Raw genomic sequence first — 22620 nt, forward strand, 5'->3', positions numbered from 1 at the left:
TACAAATTATACCATTAAAACAAATACTATTTGTTCATATCTCTTTAATTTTTATAATAAATTGTGTAATAAGAACAAAATCGCTAAGGCGACTTTAGAGCCGTCAATTTTTTTAGCCATGCACCCTTTCCAAACGCAGTGCAGGAATAATGGTGCGGCATATGATTATTTTTTATTCTTTAGGGGTACTCATCATACCTTTAAAACACTGTATTCTAAAAGTTATCCACAAATTCTTTAATAATATAAATTCCTAAAGAATAAAAAAGCGTCTAGTTGTGAACTAGACACTTACAAAAATTATTCAAATATATCAGTTAAATTTATTTTTAAATCTGAAAATACAGTTGAACTATATTCATCACTATTCTTATATACATTAACTATCTGATATGCTCCATCAATCAATGCATGTTGGACAATAAAGCCAGTTTGTTCTACAAGGTTATATTCTAATACCCCAAACCTTTCATAGGTATCATATTTTCTACCCTTATCAAATTTAGCAGTTGATTTTGATAATATCTCAAATATTACTTTTGGAGTGGAAGTAAAGCTTTCACCTTTTTTAGTTGCATCTTCACACATAATAAAAATATCTGGTTTATATTTTCTAATATCATCTTTATAATTAAATATTACCTCTATTTGTTCATCATAAGCTTGGCATTTTGAACCTTTTAAATATATTGAAAGTTCGGTTAAAATATTTCGTTTAATTTGATTATGTTTTATTGGTGCTGTTGAACTTAAGAATATTAAACCATTGTCATACTCTGCTTTTCCATCATAATGAGCTTGAATGTCTTCAAATTCTTCTTCACTATAATTATTTACATAGTCATAATTCACAAAATAACCTCCTTATTATATAGTCTCCTCATCGTAGACTATCTCAAATGTACACTTATTTCTTCCATTTTTAAACAAATTAAAAGTACATATAAATTTTAATTTTTTACCATTATATTTTTTCATTTATATCTATTTTATCATTTGTTTAATTTACTACCATAATTATATTAAATTCTTCATTCATTATCAATGAAATCTAATTTATCATATATACTTATTATTCTAATTTTTAGAATGATTAATTTTTCTGTCATATCTATAATAAAAAAATGGCTTTTCTTTCTCCTCACCAGAATTTAAAATCATTCTTGTCTCAACTTTTTTAAATCCAACTGATTCAATAACTTTTTGAGATGGATAATTATTTATTTCAACAATTGCTATAACAAAAGGAAAATTATAATTATCAAATCCCCATTCTAATATTGCCTTAGCTGCTTGTTTCATATACCCTTTTCCTGAGTATTTTTCAGATATAAAATATGCTATTTCAATTTCATTATTAACTTCAAATTTAGTTTGTAGTGCTATTATTCCTAATATAGTATTATCTGATTTTTTTTCTATAACTAACTGACACCATAAATCATTTTCATTCTGTTTATCATAAAAATCTATTACTTCAGAAATCCATTGTTTTGTTTCTTTCTTTGTACTTTTCCAATCTGGCATCCATTTTAAAATATATTCCTCATTCCTTATTTCATGAAGTACATTTAAATCATTTAATTTTATATTTCTTAATATAAGATCTTTGGTTTCAATAATAATATTCATCTTCTCATCCCCTACCAAATTCAATTTTATGAAAATTATACCATTAAAATAAATACTATTTAATCATATCTCTTTAATTTTTATAATAAATTGTGTAATAATAAATATATAAATACAGTTTGGAGATGATTTTTATGAGTATTGAAATAGATAAATTATCAGATATTTTAAAAAACAGCAATAACATAGTCTTCTTTGGCGGTGCAGGAATGTCAACCGAATCTGGAATACCTGATTTTAGAAGTGCTAATGGTTTGTTTAATAAAAAACTTAATGTAACTTTTACACCTGAACAATTAGTATCTCATAGCTTTTATATTAGACATCCTGAAGAATTTTTTAACTTCTATAAAGCTAAACTTATATATCCAGATGCTAAACCAAATAGCGGACATATAGCACTCGCTAAACTCGAAGAAATGGGGAAACTTAAAGCTATTGTTACCCAAAATATAGATGGACTTCATCAAGCTGCTGGTTCTAAAAATGTTTTCGAACTACATGGATCTGTTCATAGAAATTATTGCACTAATTGTAATGCATTTTATGATTCAGATTTTATATTAGAATCAAAAGGAATTCCTATTTGCACAAAGTGTGAAGGAACTGTTAAACCAGATGTTGTTCTTTATGAGGAAGGATTAGATGATAATACTATCACAGGTGCAATTAAAGCAATATCTAAGGCTGATACCTTAATTATAGGAGGTACTTCATTAGTTGTTTATCCAGCGGCTGGATTAATTGATTATTTTAGAGGTAAAAATCTTATTCTTATAAATAAAAGTTCTACTTCAGCTGACTCAAAGGCTAATCTAGTTATTAATGATTCTGTTGGAAAAGTTTTAAGTGAAGCAGTTAATAATTTAGCTCTATTTTAAATGTGTGTTGATATATGCAATAGGTGAAGTGGCATTGTAATTGGACTTTTAGAACCCTTAATGAGTATTGTCACATTTACTGCTTGTCTCAATTTTATATTGGGAACAAGCTAAAATGGGACTATACTCATTTTAGTGTTCATAAGTTCAATTATTCCGTCCACTTTGCTTATGCATATATCAACACTCTGCTAAAACAGAGCCTATAATTTAAAATTTATCTTTATTCTAAACAATAAAATTAAATTCATTAATTTTAATTGTTTGTATATATGAATTGCCTATTCACATATATCCTTCAATTATTTTAATTACTACTTCTTCATTAAACTCAATTCCTTTTAAGCATTCTTGAATTTTGTTTAAATCTACTAACATAAGTGAATCAGTGAATATTTTACAATCCTTTATAATCCCATTAACAATATCTAAATTAATCTCAACATTTCCAATTGAAAATTTTCTTTCTAAAGTTATATTGTAATTAGGACTTTCTCCAAAATTCCACTTTCTATCATTATATTTTTGAAAATGACTTGGAATGTAATCTTTTTTGCTATATTCTTTTATATTTGCAAATTCTCCATATACATTTAGAAATCCATTAATTAAAGCTTCCTTAACAATATTAGAATCAATTTTTTTATCTAAATCCTTAAGATTAATAACTCTACTTCTAACAGACTTTATTCCCTTAGATTGTAATTTTAATTTAGATGGATTTAATGCTTTAGAAAGTTCATTTAAATTTATATCGATCATTATAGTTCCATGATGAAAATAGTTTCCATCTTCTGAATAAAATGCATGACCAGAAAATTTCTTATTATCTATAAGTAAATCATTTCTTCCTGATACTTCTGCAACCAATCCTAATCTTTTAATTCCATCGATTATTACTTTAAGCTGCTTTTCTAAATTCACATCTACCTCTTTAGTTAAAAAAGTAAAATTAAGATTTCCAAGATCATGAAAAACTGTTCCTCCACCAGATATTCTCCTAACTAATGTAATATTGTTTTCTTTCATATAATCTAAATTACATTCAGAATATGGGTTTTGATTTCTCCCTATAACTACAGTTCTATCATTTTGCCAAAGATATAATATATTTTCATTATCTTTCAAATTTCTAAGTAGTTCTTCTTCTAAAGCTAAGTTATAAGCTGGATCTACCTCTTTTGAAATGATAACTTTATTCATGATTGTGTATAGCTCCTATAGATAGTCCTAAGGCACTTTCATGTATTACTTCACCTGTAGTTGGATGTGCAAATATAGTTTCACAAATTTTTTCTTCACTAATATTATTTTTAATAATTAAAGTTAATGTGCTAATTAATGAAGATGCATCTGCTCCAATAATAGATGCTCCAACTATTTTATTATTATTAATATCTTTAATTATTTTTATAAATCCTTTTTCTTCTCCCATAGTTAAAGCCTTACCATTAGCTGAATAAGGGAATTTACTTATCTTAATATTTAGTTCCTCTTTTAAACACTTATCTTCATTCATTCCAACTGATGCTATTTCTGGCACTGTGAAAATTACATTTGGTACATGATCATAGCTCATTTCTTTATTTTGACCTAATATATTATCAACAGCTAGCATTCCTTGATGTGAAGCAACATGAGCTAATTGCATTATATTATTAACATCTCCTATAGCATACACACCTTCAACATTTGTTTCTAAATTAGAATTAACTTTAATTCCTCTTCTATTATCATTTAATTCAAGATTTATATTTTCAACATTTAATCCATCAATATTAGGCTCTCTTCCTATTGCTACAAGTACATTTTCTGATACTAATAATTTTTCTTCTTCATCTTTTTCAAAAGATACAATAGCATCGCCATCTTCAGATTTTTTAATCTCTGTAACTTTTGAGCTTGTATAGACATTAATTCCTTTATCAGTTGCAATGTCTTTTATCTCTTCAGAAATATCTTTATCCATCATTAGCAATAATCTATCTGCATATTCAACTACATTTACCTTTACTCCAAAGTTAGAGTAAATAAATGCAAATTCCATACCTATAACTCCACCACCAATTATTGTTATAGACTCAGGTAATTTTTCATTGCTTAATGCAGTAGTACTATTTAAAACAAATGGCATATCAATTCCTTTAATATTAATATTTGAAATTTTAGATCCAGTTGCTATAATTATATCTTTAGAATCTACTGTATACTCATCTTTACCCTTTTTTACAATAATATTTTTATTATCTAAAAATGAAGCTTCTCCTTTTATAACTCTTACGCCATTTGCTTCTAGAAGATACTCTATTCCATTAACAAGTCTTCCTTTAACATCATCTTTTCTTTTTACTACTTTTTTCATATCAACTTGTATATTATCAATAGTAAATCCAAACTCTTCACTGTTTAATGCATTATGAAATACCTCAGATGATTTTACAAATGCTTTTGTTGGAATACATCCTACATTTAAACAAGTGCCACCAAGATTTTCTTTCTCGATAATAACAGTATTTAATCCTTTTTTAGCTGCATAAATAGCTGCAACATATCCTCCTGGACCTCCCCCTATTATTGTTAAATCAGCTGTAACATTTTCTTTTTTTCCCTTAAGCATAGAACCAAAATAATCAACCTTAGGAGTATTACTATTACTACTTATATTTTCTCCAGTTGCTAGAAATAATATTTGTCCAATCTCAACTTCGTCACCTTCAGATACTTTTATTTCATCTATTTTAAAATCAAAATTTGCTTTAAAAGGTGTATTTCCTTTGCTTGTTTCTAATTGCATTAATACCTTCCCTTTTTTTACTTGCTCTCCTTCAGTCACACTAATTTTTCCTACTTTAGCAGACTTATTATGTCCAGATAATGTTTCTAATCTTATATCCATCTTAAATTCTCCTTCTATGTAAAAAGGTTGTCATAAAATCAATTAGATGTTATGAACAACCCATATATTTTTATTTATATACAATTACTACTTATTTAAAATCTTTTTCAAATTCATCAATTGAATCTTTTAATAATGTTACTGAATAAGCCATTGTTGGGCCTCCACCAAATGCAACTGAAACCATTGCTGCTTCCATTATTTCTTCTCTAGTAGCGCCTGCTTCTAAAGCTTTAAAAGCATGGAATACTATACAATATTCGCATCTGTTATATGTAGCTATACCAACACTAATTAATTCTTTTGTCTTATTGCTAATAGCACCATCCCCATAGTTTGTACCAAGAAGATTCATAAATGCTTCAACATTAGCACCATTAGTTTCTCCTAGCGTATTTAACCCATTCATAAAATCATTTAACATTCCTCTAACATCTTTTTTCATAATAAAAACCTCCATATAATTCTATTTTCTAAATTACTTTACATAGCAATACTTAGTATAGCAAGTATCTTTGTATAAAAAATACCACATCAAAGTGGTATTGTCAACATTTACATACATTATTTATCATTTTTTCTAAAACATTTTTAAAAATATTTAGTTCATCTTCTGATATACCATTAACTGCATCCCTCTGAAATTCTTCTCCCAATGGAATAAGTTCTTCTCTTAACTTTTTTCCCTTATCAGATAAAAATATTCTAGTTACTCTTCTATCTTTAATTTCTTTTCTTCTTTCAACTAAATCATCTTTTTCCATACGATCTATAAGTCTTACCATAGAAGATTCTTTAACACTCATGTTATCAGAAAGCTCCTTCTGAAAAATACCATTAGTCTTACCTATATAATATAATGCTATCCATTGAACTCTAGTCATATCATGTTCCTGAAGCCTTCTGTTAAATTCATCTGAAAGTATTTTAGCCCCTTTATTAGTTATGAAACCAATGCAATCATCTAAATTATACATTTCCCCACATCCTTTGATTTTCTTCAATTCTTTAATTATAGTATACTCCTTAGATTAAGAGCAACTAATTCTCCATAAAATTATTACTTCAACATATTATGATTCAACTTAATTATTAATGATTATGCTTGAAAAATTTTTAATTTAAGCAGTTAATAATCTATAAAAAATATAGGGTATGTTTTCTAAAGTGAAAACATACCCTATATTTTTTAACTCTAATTTTATAAATATTGAAATATGCAATAAGTAAAATTTCATCATTCAGTCTACTTGTTTATGCATATATCAACACTTTACTAAAATAGAACTATTTCGCAATTATTATTCCTTCTATTTTCTCAATACATCCGCCGCAGCATGTACCTGCGTTAGTAGCTTCTTGTACTTCTTCTAAATTAGTAGCTCCATTGTTCATAGCATCTTTTATATCTTGTGCTGTAACTCCAACACATCCACATATTACTTCATTCATATCCATTTTTCTATTCCCCTTAACAATAATCTTTTGTATTACAAGAATAATTTCCTGTGAGTTAATTTTAATACATACTACACAAAATTTCAATAGTAAATATTATTAATTAATAATATTTATTCACTTGTTTCAAATGTGTGTTTATATATGCAATAGGTGAAAGTGGCATTGTAATTGAACTCAGTCCACTTTTACTTATGCATATATAAACACCTTGCTAAAACGTATCCTTAATTTTAAATATTCAATTCATATTTATACCTTTTAATTAAAATTAATTTTGGAATTTTTTCTATAGTAAATAAATATAATTTAAGTGATAGTTGTTATAGGAGATTTAATATGAAAATTTTATTATTCTTATTATTTATTATTGTTGTGTCGGGCTCTTTATTATTCTTAATATATAATTATGAAAACAAAATATCATCGGTAAAAAAACAATTAATCGCTAGTCAAGAGCAGTTTTATAAATTAAAAGCAGAGTATAATCAACTAAATTCTTTAAAAAACAATCCATTAATTATGTTTCTTGATTTAACAGAACATACTGGTTTATTAACTAAAGATTCTATTGTATATCTGTCTCCAAATGAATTAGCGCCAGTATTGCAAAAAATTGATATATCTATGGAAGTTTATATACTAGATAAAGCTTTATCCGATAAAATTGTATGGTATTATGTATCTCTTCCTATAGATACAAATATAAATTCAAGAGGTTGGGTAAAAGAAGATTCATTTTCTAATTTCTTAGATAAATCATCATATACAGATATCATCAAATGCTAAAAAATTCTGTTCTACATTTTAATTAACATTACAAAGTAAAAAGGTGAAAGTTAAAAGTTATTTTTAAAATTCTAATACGAATTTTTTCCTTAACTTATTACTTTCACCTTTAAAATTTCAACTAAATTTCTATCTAACTATTTAATCAACTTAACATAATGGCAATACCCATATATATAAAATATATTATTATGGTTACTATTAATGGCCAATTCATTATTTTATCTTCTTTATTATAAGATATACCTTTATTAAAGTACTGATAATCAATAATCTCAGCCTCTTTATATTGAATTTGTTCATTAATTAAATTTTGTTTTCTTTTATCATTTATTCTCTTAAGTTTTTTAAGCATTAATACAATTAAAAATGTTGAAACCAACCCCATTATTACATAGCCTTTTAATAAATTCATCTTTTCAGCTAATGATAAAGCTTTGATTGAAATATCCTGAGCCGTTTCTTCAATTCCAAATTTATTTTGAAAAAATGTTAATAACTTTTGCATAACTACTGATGTTCCATTAATCATAAAATGGAATGTCATAGAAGCAAATATACTATTAGTCACTCTAACTAAATAAGCTAAAATTCCACCTAAAACAGCTGCATATAAAAATTGTTGACCATTTAAATGAAATATACCAAATAATAAGCCAATTATTATGCACGTTTTTAAATCACTTTTATCATCATATCCAGATTGAACTATACCTCTTAACGTTATTTCTTCTGTTATAGCAGGCATAACAGCCATTAAAAGTAACATTATTAAAAATGGTGTAGATGATATTTGGGATACAAAGTTTCCTATATCATTTTCAAAAAAGAATGACATTATAAGTGAAAACAAAGTAACTAACGGTTGACTTACAAATGATAAAACAATTATTAAGAAAAAATCTTTTAAATATAATTTATTAAACTTAAAAGTTTGTTTTATATTAGGCTTAACTATTATTACATATATTATTGCAGGTATTATAAATAAAATCATATGATTTAAAAATAATTGCACTCTTATATCTGTTAAACCCATCATTAAATAAAAAATTCCTAAAAAATTAGTTCCTATTATTTCTCCTAATAGTATTATTAAAAAATATAAATTAGCTCTAAATGTTTTTTTCATATTTACACCTTTACTACAAATTATTAATTAGATTTATATTTTAGTGTATAAATAGTTGCCTCTTGGGAAAGAATTTATAATGAAGTAACTAACTTCAATATTTAATCGCCTCTCCCCCCATTTTATTTATATACCAAATTTTATTCCTATTGCTATTATAGATAGCAATAGGAATATTTTTTATCATAAATGTTTTAATTAAATATTAACATTATTTTAAAATGTCTTTTCTACTTCTCTCCTAATCATATCTAATGCAGCTATAGTCGCTGAGTTTCTTACTTTTGCTCTATTTCCCTTAAATACATATCTTTTAGCATATGCCTTTCCATTTATACAAATACCTATATATACTAATCCTACAGGCTTCTCAGCAGTTCCTCCACCAGGACCAGCAATTCCAGTCGTAGCTATTCCAATATCTGTTTTAGAAGTCTTAGATATGCCTTCTGCCATCTCAATTGCTACTTGTTCACTTACTGCACCATATTTATCTAATGTTTCTTTCTTCACATTTAGTCTTCTTATCTTAGCTTCATTAGAATATGTTACTGCACCTTCCATAAAGACTTCTGATATTCCTGGATAAGATACTAATTTACTTGCTATTAATCCACCTGTACATGATTCTGCACTAGCTAAAGTTAATCCTTTATTTATTAACATCTTTCCTAAAGCTTCTTCTATTGTTTCATTATTAATTGAATATATATTATCATTTAATCTTTCTCTTATATCATTTAATATAGGTTCTATTAATTTTAATCCTACACTCTCTTCATATGATTTTGCAGTTATTCTTAATTCTACTTCTCCATCCTTTGCATAAGGTGCAACTGTTGGATTAGTTTGATTATCTATTATATCCTTTATTTTTTCTGCAACTGAACTTTCTCCAACACCTATAATTTTTATTACTTTAGAAACTAAAGTTGTATTAGTTTTATTATTTAGATATGGTTTTATGCTTTCCTCAAACATAGGTTTCATCTCATTTGGAGGTCCAGGAATAATAATCATTATTTTATCTTTTTCTTCTATAATAATACCTGGTGCTGTTCCGTTATTATTTTCAACCACAATTGATTCCTTAGGATATAATGCTTGCTTTAAATTATTTTTAGGCATATTCTTACCCATTGATTTAAAGTATTCTTCTATCTTTTCTTTTGATTTTTTATGTTCTACTAATTCTTTATCAAAATATTTTGATGCAACTTCTTTAGTCATATCATCATCTGTAGGTCCAAGTCCACCTGTTGTTATAACCAAATCACTTCTACTAAAAGCTAATTCAAATGCTTCTAAAATTCTTTCTTCATTATCTCCAACAACTTGCTGATTGTATACATCAAGACCTAATAAAGCTAATTCCTTAGATAAATATTGTGAATTAGTATTTAGAATATCACCTAATAATATTTCCGTTCCTATTGATATTATTTCAACTTTCATTTTATGCCCCTTTTATTAAAAATTTAAAGATTTTCTGTATGACTTCTATCATTCTTTGATAGAATGTTAAACTCATCTTTATCTCTTACTATTTTGGTCAATGAAGCTTGTCCGTATACACCCTTAAGTTCACCTTCAAATTCCGTAAAGTAACTCATTATAACTTTTAAAGCCATTCCATGAGTTACTATTAAAATATTTTTGTCATTTTCTTTTTCTAAAATTGATTCTAACTTCTTAAATGTTCTATTCTTTACATCTAAAAGAGTTTCACCATCAGTTCCTTTTACTTCATGATTTCCAGAAAACATTTCTTCTAAAAAATTGCTTTCTCCCATTTTAGGTAAATCTTTTATATATTTTCCTTCATATTCTCCAAACCCAATTTCTTTTAGCTCATCACAAGTTACTATTGGAATGTTATTAGGTTCTGATATAATTTTTGCTGTATCCAAAGCTCTTTTTATAGGACTTGCATATATAATGTCTATTTTTTCATTTTTTAATCTATCTCTTAAGCTCTTAGCTTGATTCAATCCTCTTTCTGTTAAAGGTGAATCCTTACTTCCTTGAAGTCTTCCTTCTATATTCCATTCTGTTTCACCATGTCTAGTTAAAAATAATGTTGTCATACTTAATCACTCTCCACACTGTATTTCATATAGTCTTATTTTACAATACTTACAACTTATATTCCACCTAGTACAAAGTGATTGAACTGCACTTTAATTAACAATTGATACTTAACAATAAACAAGTGTGGTTTAAAGTGGAAATCTCTATATTATTACATGTCTCTGTTTTAAATGTGTGTTGATATATGCAATAGGTAAAGTGGCATATATCAACACTCTGCTAAAACATAGCCTATTACATAAATAAAAACCACTTAACTGCAATATACATCACTGTTAAGTGGTCTTATAAAAATCTTATTTAAATTAATTTTCTGCAGTTTCAAGTAATGCTAAAGCTACTGCTCCTACAACACCTGCATCTGTTCCAAGTCCTGCTGGTACAATCTTAACTGATTCAGCCATTGATTTAAAACATCTCTTATCTACAACTTTTCTTACTGTATCAAATACAATATTTCCAGCTTTTGAAACGCCTCCACCAATTATTATTACTTCTGGATCAAAAATTGATACCGCATTTGCAACAGCTATTCCTAAATAATTTAATGCATTATCTATTATATCTTTACATACTGGATCTCCAGCAGCTGCTTCTACAAATACTTCATATGAAGTTATCTCATCATATTTTCTTAATGATGTTTCAACTTTACTTCCTATAGCTTCTTTACCTCTTTTTCCTATAGCTGTTCCTGATGAAGTTGCTTCTACACAACCAATATTTCCACAATTACATCTTGGACCATCAGGAGCTACAGTCATATGACCTATTTCTAATGCGTTTGATGTATGACCTCTATATATTTTTCCATCTAATATAGCTCCACCGCCTACGCCTGTGCTTACTGTAAAGAATAATACGTTTTTAGCACCTCTTCCTGCTCCAAACATAAATTCACCAATAGTAGCAACGTTTGCATCGTTATCTAAGAAAACAGGTACTTCAAACTTTTTACTTAGTGGATCTACTAAATTAAAGTTTTTAAATGGAAGATTAGGTGTATATATTATTACTCCCTTTTCTGCATCAAGTGGTCCTGGAGAGCCTATACCTATTGCCTTTACATCTTTATATGTAACTCCACCATCTTTTATTACCTTATCTACCGAGTCTATTATTCTATTTAATACAGGAATTTCTCCCTCGTGTGCATTAGTCGGAACTGTTGTTTGGCTAATAACTTCACCATTTAAATTTGATAAAGCTGTACTTATTTTAGTTCCTCCTAAGTCAACCCCTACTACAAATTTTTGCATAAATTTATCCTCCATACTGAATACTAATTGTTAATTTTTCTCACCGGTAACGGTTCTAATATATTTACATTATACTATAATATTTAGTGTAAAGGAATGTAAATTTAAAATCAATATTTTATTTTCTTTTATATGCACTTATAGAGTAACAACCATATGAGTTAAAACCCGCATCACTAATAGTAAATTTATTATCTTCAAGCATAGAATTAATAAATTTTATATTTTCCTTATTCTCTTCATTTATTCTTATTATAAAATCATCACCATGATCTACAATACTGAAATAATCAAAAATATTACTATATTCACTTAATCCAAGGATTCCTGTAATATCCATACTATATGTTGACATCAATTACTTACCTCACATTTATTTTTTAATTTAGTTATTTATATAACTTATTATTCCTTTAATTAATTAATATTATTCTAATTATTAATATGTAAAAAGAGATATAAATACCATTATTTCCTGGTGCTTATATCTCTTTTAATTATGCTTTCAATTTATACTTTTACTTTTCTTCAGAGTTTAAATTCTCTATTATTTTATTTGCTTCCATTTCTGGAACCTCTTCATATCTTAAGAACTCCTTTTTAAAGCTTCCACTACCATGTGTAATAGATCTTAATTCAGTTACATATCTGCTTATCTCAGAAAGAGGAATTTCAGCTGTTATTTCTTGAGCTGAATCTTTTGGTTCCATTCCAATAATCCTCCCCCTCTTTTTGTTAATATCACCCATAACATCACCTGTATATTCATCTGGAACAGTTACTTGTAGTTTCATTATAGGCTCTAATAGTATTGGTTTAGCTTCTTCTAAACCCTTTTTATAAGCTACCGATGCAGCTACTTTAAATGCCATTTCTGATGAATCCACAGGGTGATATGATCCATCATGCAATGTAGCTTTAAGCCCTATAACTGGACATTTTGCAAGAACTCCATGTTCAATACATTCTCTTAAACCTTTTTCTACTGCAGGTATAAAGTTTCTCGGTACAGCTCCACCAACTACTTTATCTACAAATTCCAAATCTGTCTCTCCATCACTTCTAGGTTCAAATTTTATTACTACATCACCATATTGTCCATGTCCACCTGATTGCTTTTTATGCTTTCCTCTTACATCTGATGACGATTTTATAGTTTCTTTATAAGGAATTCTAGGTGCTTTTAATATAACATCTACACCAAATTTATTTTTAATCTTACTTGCAATTATATCTATATGTGTTTCACCAAGGCCTGATATGATTATTTCTGAACTTTCATTATCCCTAGTTATATCAAAAACTAAGTCCTCATCTTTTAATTTAGTTAAAGCTTGAGATATCTTCTCTTCATCACCTTTAGTCTTAGGAATCACAGATATTGAAATAACTGGAACAGGAAAATTCATTTTATCATATAATATTTTAAAGTTACTATCACATAAAGTATCTCCTGTATCTGTATATTGTAATTTAGATATAGCTCCTATATCTCCAGCTATAATTTTTTTAGTTGGCATTTGATTTTTTCCTCTAATGAAATACATATGAGAAAACTTTTCTAATTTATTTTTATTAGCATTTAATACATTACTATCTTCTGTTGCTGTTCCTGTCATAACTCTAAAGAATGATATTTTTCCTACGAATGGATCTGCAATTGTTTTAAATACCAAAGCTGAAAAAGGTTTATTTTCGTCAAGGCTTATAAACTCCTCTTCATTAGTTTCAATATTTAAAGCTTTTTGTGGAATTGCATATTCTGGGGATGGGAAACAATCAATTATATTATCAAGTAAAGTATCAACACCTATAACTTTTAATGAACTACCACACATTACTGGTGCAATTTCACCAGTAGCACACCCATTAATAAGGCCTTTATATATATCTTCATCACTTAAAGTTCCTTCACTAAAATACTTTTCAAGTAAAACTTCATCAGTTTCTGCTACTGATTCCATAATCATCTCTTTACATTCTTGTATTTTATTTTTTAAGTTTTCTGGTATATCTATTATTTGAGTTTTCTTAGTTTTAAGATTATATACCTTAGTTTCATTTGAAATAATGTTAACTACCCCTTCAAAGTCTCCCTCAGAACCAATGGGATATTGAATTGGAACTACACTCATACCAAATTTATCTTTAAGTGATTGCAAAACCTTATCAAAGCTAGAATTTTCCCTATCTAATTTATTTATAAAAAATGTTCTTGGCAATTTTATTTTATTACAATATTTCCAAGCTTTTTCTGTTCCTACCTTTATTCCAGATACTCCACTAACAACTATCATTCCTACATCTACAGCTCTCATGCCTTCAATATATTCGCCTTCAAAATCGTAATATCCAGGAGTATCAACAATATTTATTTTCACATCATTAACTTCAATTGGTGCTACAGAAAGTGAAATTGTAAGCTTTCTTTTTTTCTCTTCTTCATCATAATCTAAAGTAGTTGTTCCATCTTCTATATTTCCTAATCTATCAATTATATTAGAATAGTATAAAATAGCTTCAACCAAAGAAGTCTTTCCTGTACCGCTATGACCCATTAACCCTATATTTCTTAAGTTTTTAATATTATAACTTCTCATAAATTCATAGCCAAACCTATAAGTTTCCTTAGGAGTTGGCTTTCACCTGCCTTTCCTTTAAATACTTATTATCTTAAATATATTATTCAATAATATATTTAAAAACTCCTTTTTTATTTTTTGAAACATTCAGAATATTTTATTTTTTCTGACTAATACTTAAAATATATCAATTATTAAATATATATTTATAAATTTCAAATACTATACATAAAGTTTTATATATTATAAGTATTAAATTTATCCTTAGATAATGCTATAATAAAGCTTATGAATTTCAAAAATAAACTATACGGGGGAAATTTCGTAAATGATGAGTAAATTTAAATTAAAAAGTAATTATAATAGATTGCTTTTTTTAACTTTTGTAATAGCTTCAATCAGCTTAATAGCCTTTATATTATTTAAATATCCTCATGTAGGTGTAGCTGATCAAGGTGACTTTGATAGAGTTATGAATGCTTCAGGAATATCTTTGCTTGATTCTGATAAAAACAATCCTAATTTCGTTAGATTTTATGATTATATAGTGAGTAATTATAAAATATCTAATTTTTTCAAAACTATTATTGGGTCCATTATTGGATCTAGTATTGGATTTTTAATTTTAATTATAAGTATCTTTTGCAAACTATTTAGTAGCAATATTTTTAAAACTGAATATTTAGCAATAGCTTATAGTATTATTTATATTCTTTCTATATTTATAATATTAAAATATTTAAATATAAAAAATAGCTTAAATCTAACTTTTATAGGAGTTTTAAGTTTATTTATGTTATTTGATGGGAATTATATAATTTGGTTTAATAGTTTCTATGGTGAACCTATGATGTTATGTACATTATTATTACTTATTGCTTCATTTTTACATTACATAAACTATAAATATGTAAAAAAAGATAATGATAAGATAATGTCAAAAATAGTATATATATTGCTAGCTACATTTTTATTTTTAGGTTCAAAAATGCAAGTAGTAACTGCTGTACCATTTTTAATGATATTATTATTAAAAATAATTTTAGACAATAAACAATATCTTTCTAAGAAAAACTTTGTATCAATAATAATTTCCTTATGCTTAATTATGTCTTATCCTCTTGTTTTCAATGCCTTCAATGGAAATATAAGCAATGACACACAATATAATTCTGTATTTTACGGTGTACTTAATGGTTCTAAAACTCCAGAGCAAGATTTAATTGATTTAGGACTTAATCCTGACATGGCTTCAGAGGCTGGAAAACATTCTTATTTAAGTGATGAAGAATATGTAAAATACATTCCAAGAACAGAAATAACTAATAATGAATTTTATGGGAAAATAGGAAACTCTAAATTAGCTAAATTCTATATAACCCATCCTTTAAGACTTATAGAAGGAATGCAATATACTGCAAGTAAAGCTTTTGATACAAGCACCTTATTAGGAAAAACATCAATAGAATATAGTTCTGAACCAACAATTGATTTTAATAGATTTACTACTTGGTCAGACTTTAAAGAAAATTATTTACCTAAGAATTTATTATTTATAATTTCAGTATTTTTAATAATTTTTGTATATAGTGGCTGGCTTTATTTAAGAAATAAAAATAATGGAGAGCTAAAAAATAAGATATTTTTAATATGGACTATTATGTTTATAGCTGCTATTCAGTTCCCTATGCCTTTTGTAGGAAATGGTAGAGCTGATACTGCAAAACAATTATTCTTATTTAATTTTATTTTTGATCTTTTATTGATAATAACTATTTCTTATACATTCTCAAAAATAACTGATATATTTTCGAAGAAAAGATAATAATTTGAGCTTACTTTAATTTAACTATATATTTATAATTCTCTATTTAAATATTAATTAATATATGCGATAGGTAACATAGCATTGTAATTGGACTATACTTATTTTAGTGTTCTTACGTTCAATTACTCTGTCCAGTTTTATTTATTTATATATCAACTCTTAAATATATAGTTAAAAATATTATGTTACATAGGAGATTTACTATTCATGAAAAAATTAAATTGCAGAAAATTGTTTTCTGATAGAGTTTCAATATTAAAGCTTTTTATTATTGTTGCTATGTTAGTAAAAACCATTCTTTTCATATCCATTCTTAATATAGATACTGCTGATAGAATATTAAAGAAAAATTTAAGTTTTAAATTTGCGATTATTTATCTTGCATTTATTCTTTTATTTTATTCATTTGGTTATCTATTTTCAAAGAATAAACAAACTATCTTTTATATTATATTAAACTCACTATATACCATACTATTAATAGCAGATTTATCTTACTTTAGAGCTAATAGAGATTTATTAGGATTAAAAAATATTTTCTTTGAAAATACATTTAACCCTTTACAACATTCACTTATTAATTTAAGACCTGTTGATTTTATATTCATTGTAGATGTTATATTATTGTTAACTTGGATCATTAAAAGTAATATTGAAAATAATAATAAAAGAAGTTTTAAAAAGTTTTTTGCTACAATGATAATTTCAGTATTTATGATTATAGGATCATGCATATGTGTTGATGCCCTTCAATTGGGTGAATTTGGTGATAGCATAATTTTTAATCAATGGACAACCTTAATGGAGGTAAAAGCCCCTGGCCCTTTAGGATATCATATAGTAGAAGGTACAAGATCAATTAATAAGTATTTTAACGATAAACCTTCTAATGAAGATAAAAAAGCAATTGAAGATTGGTTGACCTTTAATAAAGAAAATATTGAAGACAATGAATACAAAGGATTATTTAAAGGAAAAAATGTTGTATTTCTTCAGATAGAATCTTTAGAAAACTTTGTTATAAATCAAAAAACAAATGGCAAAGAAATAACACCATTTTTAAATAAACTAGCTAGTGAAGGTTTATATTTTAATAACTTCTATGAACAAAATAATGCAGGAAATAGTATAGATTGTGATTTTATGATCAATACCTCTATGTATCCATTAGGAAATAAAATAACTGCTTTAAATTATGGAGAAAATGTTTATCCTAATTCGCTTCCAAGAATTCTACAAAAAAATGGATACCTTACTATATCATCTCATGCTGAATTGCCAAATGAATTTAATTGGACTGAATTACATAAAAATAGTTTTGGAGCTAATGAACTTTGGACTATTAATGATTACGTTTATGAAGAAAGTGTTGGATACGGATTATCAGATAGAAGCTTCTTAAGTCAAACTGCAAATAAACTTAAAGATATAAAGCAACCATTTTTTATTCAACTTCCTACTTTATCTAATCATGGACCTTTTGATTTAAATGAAAAATATAGACAATTGAACTTACCTGATGAAGTTAATGATAGTTACTTAGGAGGATATTTCGAAAGTGTATTATATACAGATAATCAATTAGAAATGTTTTATAATAAATTAAATGAGTCTGGGCTACTAAATGATACTGTATTGGTTATTTACGGGGATCATACAGGTGTTCATAAGTATTATAATGAAGATATTCAAGACATTGACTATGAGAACAATTGGTGGGATGAAGTTGATCATAAAATTCCATTAATAATCTACTCTAAAGATATGAAACATAAAATTATAAATAAGACAGGTGGACAAATAGATATACTTCCAACAATATGTTACTTATTAGGTGTTGATGATAATTTGTATAGAGATTCTACTATGGGCAGAATTTTAGTTAATACTAATAGAGATGCAATAACTATAAAAGGAAATCATATTATAGGAAATGTTAAACCACCAGATGAAGAACATGTTTCAAAAGCATATGAGATAGGTGAAAAAATTATAAAAACTAATTATTTTAATCATAAATAAGAACAAAAGTTGCTAAACCACGCTTTTTAGTTGAGAGTAAATAATTAAGAATTGAGAGTTTTTTTAATTTTATAATTTTATGTACAATAACAAAAAGGATGTTGAAATATTCAACATCCTTTTTGTTATTGATTATATTTTAAATATGTGTTGATCTATGCAATAGGAAAAGTGGCATTGTAATTGGACTTTGAGAATAGTTAATGAGTATTGTCACATTTACTGCTTGTCTCAATTTTATATTTGGAGCAAGCTAAAATTGGACTATATCTCATTTTAGTATTCCTAAGTTCAATTACTCAGTCCACTTTTCTTATACATATATCAAAACTATATTAAAATATAACCTTGTTATTAAACAATATTACATCATCATACCTACTCCTGGTCCTAATGGTAATTTAAATATAAACCAAACTATTAATAATAGACTCCATCCAATTAAGAATACTAATGAATATGGTACCATTGTTGATATAAGAGTTCCTACTCCACTCTCTTTATCATACTTTTCTGAGAAAGCAACTACTAACGCAAAATAATTCATAAGAGGAGAAATAATATTAGTTGTAGAATCTCCTATTCTATATGCCATTTGAGTTAATTCTGGTGAGTAATTTAATCCCATTAACATAGGTACAAATATAGGTGCCATAATAGCCCATTTAGCTGATGCAGATCCCATAAATAAATTTATGAATGCAGCAACTACTATAAATCCTAATAATAAAGGTATTCCTTGTATTCCTGTAGATTGTAAGAAATTAGCTCCTTTTACCGCTATTATTGTTCCTAAATTACTATGTGCAAAGTAAGCAACGAATTGAGATGCAAAAAAAACTAATACTATGTATCCACCCATTGCAGCCATACTTTTTCCCATTAAATCAATAACTTGCTTGTCATTCTTAATTGTTCCCGCTCCAACACCGTATGCAATACCTGGTATTAAAAATACTATTGCAATTATAACAACTATAGAATCCATAAATGGTGATTTTAAAATCTCTGCTGTTTCTGGATTTCTTAGTATTCCGTTAGATGGAACAACTAATATTGCTAATAAAATTAAAGTTAATACAAATGCAATACCCGCAAATAATAAACCTCTTTTTTCTTCTTTACTAATCTTTATAACTTCTTCTTTTTCTTCTTCACCCTTATATTTTCCAAGTCTAGGTTCAACTATTTTTTCAGTAACTATTGTACCTAAAATTGTTATAAGGAAAGTTGATACTATTAGAAAGTACCAGTTTGATGTAATTTGAACATCATATCCAGCTTGAGATATTTTAGCTGCTTCTGTTGTAATTCCTCCTAATAAAGCATCAGTTGGTCCTGGTAATAAGTTTGCACTGAATCCACCTGAAACACCAGCGAATGCTGCTGCAATACCAGCTAAGGGATGTCTACCAAAACTCCTGAATATAACTGCTCCTAATGGTATTAACACAACATATCCTGCATCAGAAGCTATATTAGAAACTACCCCAGCAAATACAACTACCATAGTTATAAATCTTTTTGGTGTACTTGTTACTAATTTTCTTAATAATGTTGAAATTAAGCCACTACCTTCCGCAACTCCAACGCCTAATAATGCAATTAATACTGTTCCCAATGGTGCAAAACTTGTAAAGTTATTAATTGCACTTGTGAACATATATCTAATTCCTTCTGGTGTTAAAAGACTCACTACTCCAACAGTAAATTCTTTTAATTCCATAGTGGTTCTATCAATTCCTTCATAACTTACACTAACCCCTGCTAAATAAGCAATGTGTGATATTATCATTAAGGCTGCACAAAATATTACAAATAATGTAGTAGGATGCGGAAGTGCATTACCTATCTTTTCCACCCATGTAAGTATCCCAGACTTACGTTTATTGTTTTCCATAAGTTCCTCCTTGGTAAAATGTAAAAATCATTTTTTTAATTTAAGAAATTTTTATATACATATATATTCATTATATTATTAAATCATATTTTTATCAATAAAATTACCTCGGATTTGATAAAAAACAGTGATAAAAAGTATAAATTTTTAATATTATAGCATTATTTTGATTTTTTTTGCATTTAAAAAATTCATTTTTGCAGTTTTTCCTAAAAATAAAAGCTTTAAGATTAAACTTTTATTTTTTTAATCTTAAAGCTTTTATTTTATTTGTTATTAAAATTCCAAATGTACCTCCACATGTATCAATCAACACATCTCTAAAAGCACCTTCTCTTCCTGGCACAAATACTTGATGTATTTCATCAGAACAAGCATATAAAAATACTAACATCATTCCTAATAACCTTATTTTTTGTCTAGTATATTGAATTTCTAAAACATTTAATATTAATATACCTAATATCATATATTCCAAAAAATGTGCAATTTTTCTAACAATAAAATTAGCTAATTCTCCAAAGATACTATTCATATTTATTCCTAGTTGCGTTAATATCATAATTGCTGAACTACTTTGTTTATCAGATACAACTGCTGGTTGATTAGACATAACAAATATAATAATCATCCATAATATTAACAAAATCCAGTTAATTGCTTTTCTTTTATCAAATGTACTTTTAATTTCTTTCATTAGTCACTCCATTACATTATATTTAATATAAGACTATGCTTATAAATATGTGTTGATATATGCAATAGGCAAAGTGGCGTTCAATTACTCAGTCCAATTTGTTTATGCATATATCAGCACTTTACTAAAACATAACCTTATATTATTATACACCAAGTATAATTGTATTAAAATACTTTACTATATCTTGCTGAATCTAGCTTATTCACACATATATTTATTTATGTAAGCTAATGATTCTTCTAATAATTCATGACCTTTTTCTAAGCCTTCAACCTTTAATTCCAAATTACAAACTCTTTGATCCACTTGATGCATTAAATCCTTTATATCATGTAACAATTTTGCTTCATATGTTACTTGAACACCATCACTATCTATAAATACCTTTTCTGGTGGTGCACCACATTTAGTACATTTTGCGTATATATCATCATTATCTAAATCCTTAAAAACTTTAAATTTACTATTATTACATGATGAACAGCTTGATAATATTTTAAAATCATAACTATTATTATCATAGTAGTACTCTTTATTACATTCACTACATACTAATTTTATTTTATTATCTTTGCTATTTATATAAAATTTATTTCCACTACATCCGTCTTTTTCACACACAATAGTTCTAACCATATAACTTCACTCCCTATTTTTAATAAATCATTTCCTTATAAATTTAATATGTTATTTGCCAATAAAATATTACTAAAAGTCTTATTTATAATAAGTAAAATATCAATACTGTTTTAAAATAATAGCTATTAATGTTAGTTAACAGTTTATTTCATAAGTCTGAAATTTTCTTACTTAAAAAATCTATAATTTTAATCATATATAAATAAAATAATTTATTAATAAATTTACTATTATATGAACAAACTATTATTGCTATATGTTTAAATACTACTTTTTAATATCAATCTTTATCTGCATTAAATAAATTATATGTAATAAGGAGTGATCATATGAAAAAAATATTAATTATAATTACAAGTTTATTCTTAGCAATATCTTTAACATGTTGTAATAATAAAAGTGCGTATAAAGATGGAATCTATATAGGTGAAGGTAATATGTATTCAGATGGATATGATGATGTTACTGTAAATGTTGAACGTGGTAAAATAGTAGATATAGTCATTCGTCATTTAGATACTAATGGAAAAGAAATTAATTATGAAGAATGGACTGGAGAAAATATCAATGGAAAAACAAATCCTAATATACAAAAATATAGAGCTGATACAATAAAAGAAGTATTAGCTAATCAGTCAGCAGATATAACTATCATTAATGACATTAATGATATATCTTCTAATTGGAAAGTAGCTATAGCAGATGCTCTAGAAAAAGCAAAAAAATAAGCTATGAATATTCATAGCTTATTTCTATTAAATGGTGGAGATAAAGAGATTCGAACTCTTGACCCCCTGCGTGCAAGGCAGGT

21 protein-coding genes are annotated in these 22620 nt (G+C 26.6%); 5 read left to right on the forward strand and 16 right to left on the reverse strand.

The features are described from left to right. Positions 1-300 precede the first annotated feature (300 nt). Positions 301-852 (reverse strand): Uma2 family endonuclease, encoded by a 552-nt coding sequence (locus NG901_RS15715; RefSeq protein ID WP_252216674.1) that lies wholly within the window; start codon positions 850-852, stop codon positions 301-303. A 225-nt stretch (positions 853-1077) separates the two neighbouring features. Then, positions 1078-1632: a GNAT family N-acetyltransferase gene (locus NG901_RS15720; RefSeq protein ID WP_252216675.1), complete on the reverse strand. Its 555-nt coding sequence runs from the start codon at positions 1630-1632 to the stop codon at positions 1078-1080. Positions 1633-1766: 134 nt separating this feature from the next. Here NG901_RS15720 and NG901_RS15725 point away from each other — a divergent pair, with 134 nt between their 5' ends. After that, entirely contained in the window at positions 1767-2513 is a 747-nt protein-coding gene (locus NG901_RS15725) for an NAD-dependent protein deacylase (RefSeq protein ID WP_252216677.1), read from the forward strand. 285 nt (positions 2514-2798) lie between these two features. Here NG901_RS15725 and lplA read toward each other — a convergent pair whose 3' ends face one another. The 5 genes from lplA to NG901_RS15750 form a co-directional block, all read right to left on the reverse strand. Further along, entirely contained in the window at positions 2799-3716 is a 918-nt protein-coding gene (lplA, locus tag NG901_RS15730; protein ID WP_252216681.1) for a lipoate--protein ligase, read from the reverse strand. After that, the gene (lpdA, locus tag NG901_RS15735) at positions 3709-5409 is read right to left on the reverse strand and encodes a dihydrolipoyl dehydrogenase (protein WP_252216683.1); all 1701 of its coding nucleotides are present in this window, start codon (positions 5407-5409) and stop codon (positions 3709-3711) included. The genes lplA and lpdA overlap by 8 nt, the downstream gene beginning before the upstream one ends. Positions 5410-5500: 91 nt before the next feature. Further along, positions 5501-5854, reverse strand: a complete 354-nt coding sequence (locus tag NG901_RS15740; protein WP_003373813.1) for a carboxymuconolactone decarboxylase family protein — start codon at positions 5852-5854, stop codon at positions 5501-5503. A gap of 103 nt (positions 5855-5957) precedes the next feature. Further along, a complete protein-coding gene (locus NG901_RS15745; RefSeq protein ID WP_252216686.1) occupies positions 5958-6386 on the reverse strand; it encodes a MarR family winged helix-turn-helix transcriptional regulator in 429 nt (142 codons plus the stop codon). 310 nt (positions 6387-6696) lie between these two features. Next, positions 6697-6867 carry a (2Fe-2S)-binding protein gene (locus tag NG901_RS15750; protein WP_252216689.1) on the reverse strand — a complete coding sequence of 57 codons (171 nt, stop codon included), beginning with the start codon at positions 6865-6867 and terminating at the stop codon, positions 6697-6699. Between the two features lie 339 nt (positions 6868-7206). On the opposite strand from NG901_RS15750, the gene NG901_RS15755 reads away from it, so the two are divergent. Beyond that, on the forward strand, positions 7207-7656 hold the full coding sequence (locus NG901_RS15755) for a hypothetical protein (protein WP_252216691.1): 450 nt from the start codon (positions 7207-7209) through the stop codon (positions 7654-7656). A 145-nt stretch (positions 7657-7801) separates the two neighbouring features. On the opposite strand, the gene NG901_RS15760 is transcribed toward NG901_RS15755, so the two are convergent. The 6 genes from NG901_RS15760 to fusA form a co-directional block, all read right to left on the reverse strand. Next, positions 7802-8788 (reverse strand): CPBP family intramembrane glutamic endopeptidase, encoded by a 987-nt coding sequence (locus tag NG901_RS15760; RefSeq protein ID WP_252216694.1) that lies wholly within the window; start codon positions 8786-8788, stop codon positions 7802-7804. Between the two features lie 216 nt (positions 8789-9004). Next, positions 9005-10243: a competence/damage-inducible protein A gene (locus NG901_RS15765; protein ID WP_252216697.1), complete on the reverse strand. Its 1239-nt coding sequence runs from the start codon at positions 10241-10243 to the stop codon at positions 9005-9007. 23 nt (positions 10244-10266) lie between these two features. Then, complete coding sequence (locus NG901_RS15770) at positions 10267-10875, reverse strand: histidine phosphatase family protein (RefSeq protein ID WP_252216698.1); 609 nt, start codon at positions 10873-10875, stop codon at positions 10267-10269. A 309-nt stretch (positions 10876-11184) separates the two neighbouring features. Beyond that, complete coding sequence (locus NG901_RS15775) at positions 11185-12138, reverse strand: ROK family protein (RefSeq protein ID WP_252216701.1); 954 nt, start codon at positions 12136-12138, stop codon at positions 11185-11187. A 118-nt stretch (positions 12139-12256) separates the two neighbouring features. Further along, positions 12257-12493 (reverse strand): hypothetical protein, encoded by a 237-nt coding sequence (locus NG901_RS15780; protein ID WP_252216704.1) that lies wholly within the window; start codon positions 12491-12493, stop codon positions 12257-12259. 163 nt (positions 12494-12656) lie between these two features. Beyond that, entirely contained in the window at positions 12657-14738 is a 2082-nt protein-coding gene (gene fusA / locus NG901_RS15785; protein ID WP_252216711.1) for an elongation factor G, read from the reverse strand. Between the two features lie 310 nt (positions 14739-15048). On the opposite strand from fusA, the gene NG901_RS15790 reads away from it, so the two are divergent. After that, positions 15049-16545 (forward strand): YfdI family membrane protein, encoded by a 1497-nt coding sequence (locus NG901_RS15790; RefSeq protein ID WP_252216713.1) that lies wholly within the window; start codon positions 15049-15051, stop codon positions 16543-16545. 210 nt (positions 16546-16755) lie between these two features. Then, entirely contained in the window at positions 16756-18570 is a 1815-nt protein-coding gene (locus NG901_RS15795; protein WP_252216715.1) for an LTA synthase family protein, read from the forward strand. Positions 18571-18934: 364 nt separating this feature from the next. Here the strand turns inward: NG901_RS15795 and NG901_RS15800 are convergent, their stop codons facing one another. The 3 genes from NG901_RS15800 to NG901_RS15810 form a co-directional block, all read right to left on the reverse strand. Then, on the reverse strand, positions 18935-20470 hold the full coding sequence (locus NG901_RS15800; protein ID WP_252216717.1) for an AbgT family transporter: 1536 nt from the start codon (positions 20468-20470) through the stop codon (positions 18935-18937). A gap of 238 nt (positions 20471-20708) precedes the next feature. Further along, a complete protein-coding gene (locus NG901_RS15805; RefSeq protein WP_252216722.1) occupies positions 20709-21167 on the reverse strand; it encodes a VanZ family protein in 459 nt (152 codons plus the stop codon). Positions 21168-21368: 201 nt separating this feature from the next. Next, a complete protein-coding gene (locus NG901_RS15810) occupies positions 21369-21806 on the reverse strand; it encodes a hypothetical protein (RefSeq protein WP_252216724.1) in 438 nt (145 codons plus the stop codon). Between the two features lie 332 nt (positions 21807-22138). Here NG901_RS15810 and NG901_RS15815 point away from each other — a divergent pair, with 332 nt between their 5' ends. Next, on the forward strand, positions 22139-22537 hold the full coding sequence (locus NG901_RS15815; RefSeq protein ID WP_252216727.1) for an FMN-binding protein: 399 nt from the start codon (positions 22139-22141) through the stop codon (positions 22535-22537). Positions 22538-22620 lie beyond the last annotated feature (83 nt).

This window comes from Clostridium sp. CMCC3677 (genome assembly GCF_023845585.1).
GTDB classification, from domain to species: domain Bacteria; phylum Bacillota; class Clostridia; order Clostridiales; family Clostridiaceae; genus Clostridium; species Clostridium aquiflavi.

What these genes read in the sequence shown, in the direction of transcription:
- lplA (WP_252216681.1), bottom strand. Translation starts at nt 3,716, where the DNA reads ATGAATAAAGTTATCATTTCAAAAGAGGTAGATCCAGCTTATAACTTA.
- NG901_RS15720 (WP_252216675.1), bottom strand. Translation starts at nt 1,632, where the DNA reads ATGAATATTATTATTGAAACCAAAGATCTTATATTAAGAAATATAAAA.
- NG901_RS15760 (WP_252216694.1), bottom strand. Translation starts at nt 8,788, where the DNA reads ATGAAAAAAACATTTAGAGCTAATTTATATTTTTTAATAATACTATTA.
- NG901_RS15740 (WP_003373813.1), bottom strand. Translation starts at nt 5,854, where the DNA reads ATGAAAAAAGATGTTAGAGGAATGTTAAATGATTTTATGAATGGGTTA.
- NG901_RS15810 (WP_252216724.1), bottom strand. Translation starts at nt 21,806, where the DNA reads ATGGTTAGAACTATTGTGTGTGAAAAAGACGGATGTAGTGGAAATAAA.
- NG901_RS15795 (WP_252216715.1), top strand. Translation starts at nt 16,756, where the DNA reads ATGAAAAAATTAAATTGCAGAAAATTGTTTTCTGATAGAGTTTCAATA.
- NG901_RS15770 (WP_252216698.1), bottom strand. Translation starts at nt 10,875, where the DNA reads ATGACAACATTATTTTTAACTAGACATGGTGAAACAGAATGGAATATA.
- NG901_RS15800 (WP_252216717.1), bottom strand. Translation starts at nt 20,470, where the DNA reads ATGGAAAACAATAAACGTAAGTCTGGGATACTTACATGGGTGGAAAAG.
- NG901_RS15755 (WP_252216691.1), top strand. Translation starts at nt 7,207, where the DNA reads ATGAAAATTTTATTATTCTTATTATTTATTATTGTTGTGTCGGGCTCT.
- NG901_RS15775 (WP_252216701.1), bottom strand. Translation starts at nt 12,138, where the DNA reads ATGCAAAAATTTGTAGTAGGGGTTGACTTAGGAGGAACTAAAATAAGT.
- NG901_RS15815 (WP_252216727.1), top strand. Translation starts at nt 22,139, where the DNA reads ATGAAAAAAATATTAATTATAATTACAAGTTTATTCTTAGCAATATCT.
- lpdA (WP_252216683.1), bottom strand. Translation starts at nt 5,409, where the DNA reads ATGGATATAAGATTAGAAACATTATCTGGACATAATAAGTCTGCTAAA.
- NG901_RS15725 (WP_252216677.1), top strand. Translation starts at nt 1,767, where the DNA reads ATGAGTATTGAAATAGATAAATTATCAGATATTTTAAAAAACAGCAAT.
- NG901_RS15780 (WP_252216704.1), bottom strand. Translation starts at nt 12,493, where the DNA reads ATGTCAACATATAGTATGGATATTACAGGAATCCTTGGATTAAGTGAA.
- NG901_RS15745 (WP_252216686.1), bottom strand. Translation starts at nt 6,386, where the DNA reads ATGTATAATTTAGATGATTGCATTGGTTTCATAACTAATAAAGGGGCT.
- NG901_RS15790 (WP_252216713.1), top strand. Translation starts at nt 15,049, where the DNA reads ATGATGAGTAAATTTAAATTAAAAAGTAATTATAATAGATTGCTTTTT.
- NG901_RS15750 (WP_252216689.1), bottom strand. Translation starts at nt 6,867, where the DNA reads ATGGATATGAATGAAGTAATATGTGGATGTGTTGGAGTTACAGCACAA.
- NG901_RS15765 (WP_252216697.1), bottom strand. Translation starts at nt 10,243, where the DNA reads ATGAAAGTTGAAATAATATCAATAGGAACGGAAATATTATTAGGTGAT.
- fusA (WP_252216711.1), bottom strand. Translation starts at nt 14,738, where the DNA reads ATGAGAAGTTATAATATTAAAAACTTAAGAAATATAGGGTTAATGGGT.
- NG901_RS15805 (WP_252216722.1), bottom strand. Translation starts at nt 21,167, where the DNA reads ATGAAAGAAATTAAAAGTACATTTGATAAAAGAAAAGCAATTAACTGG.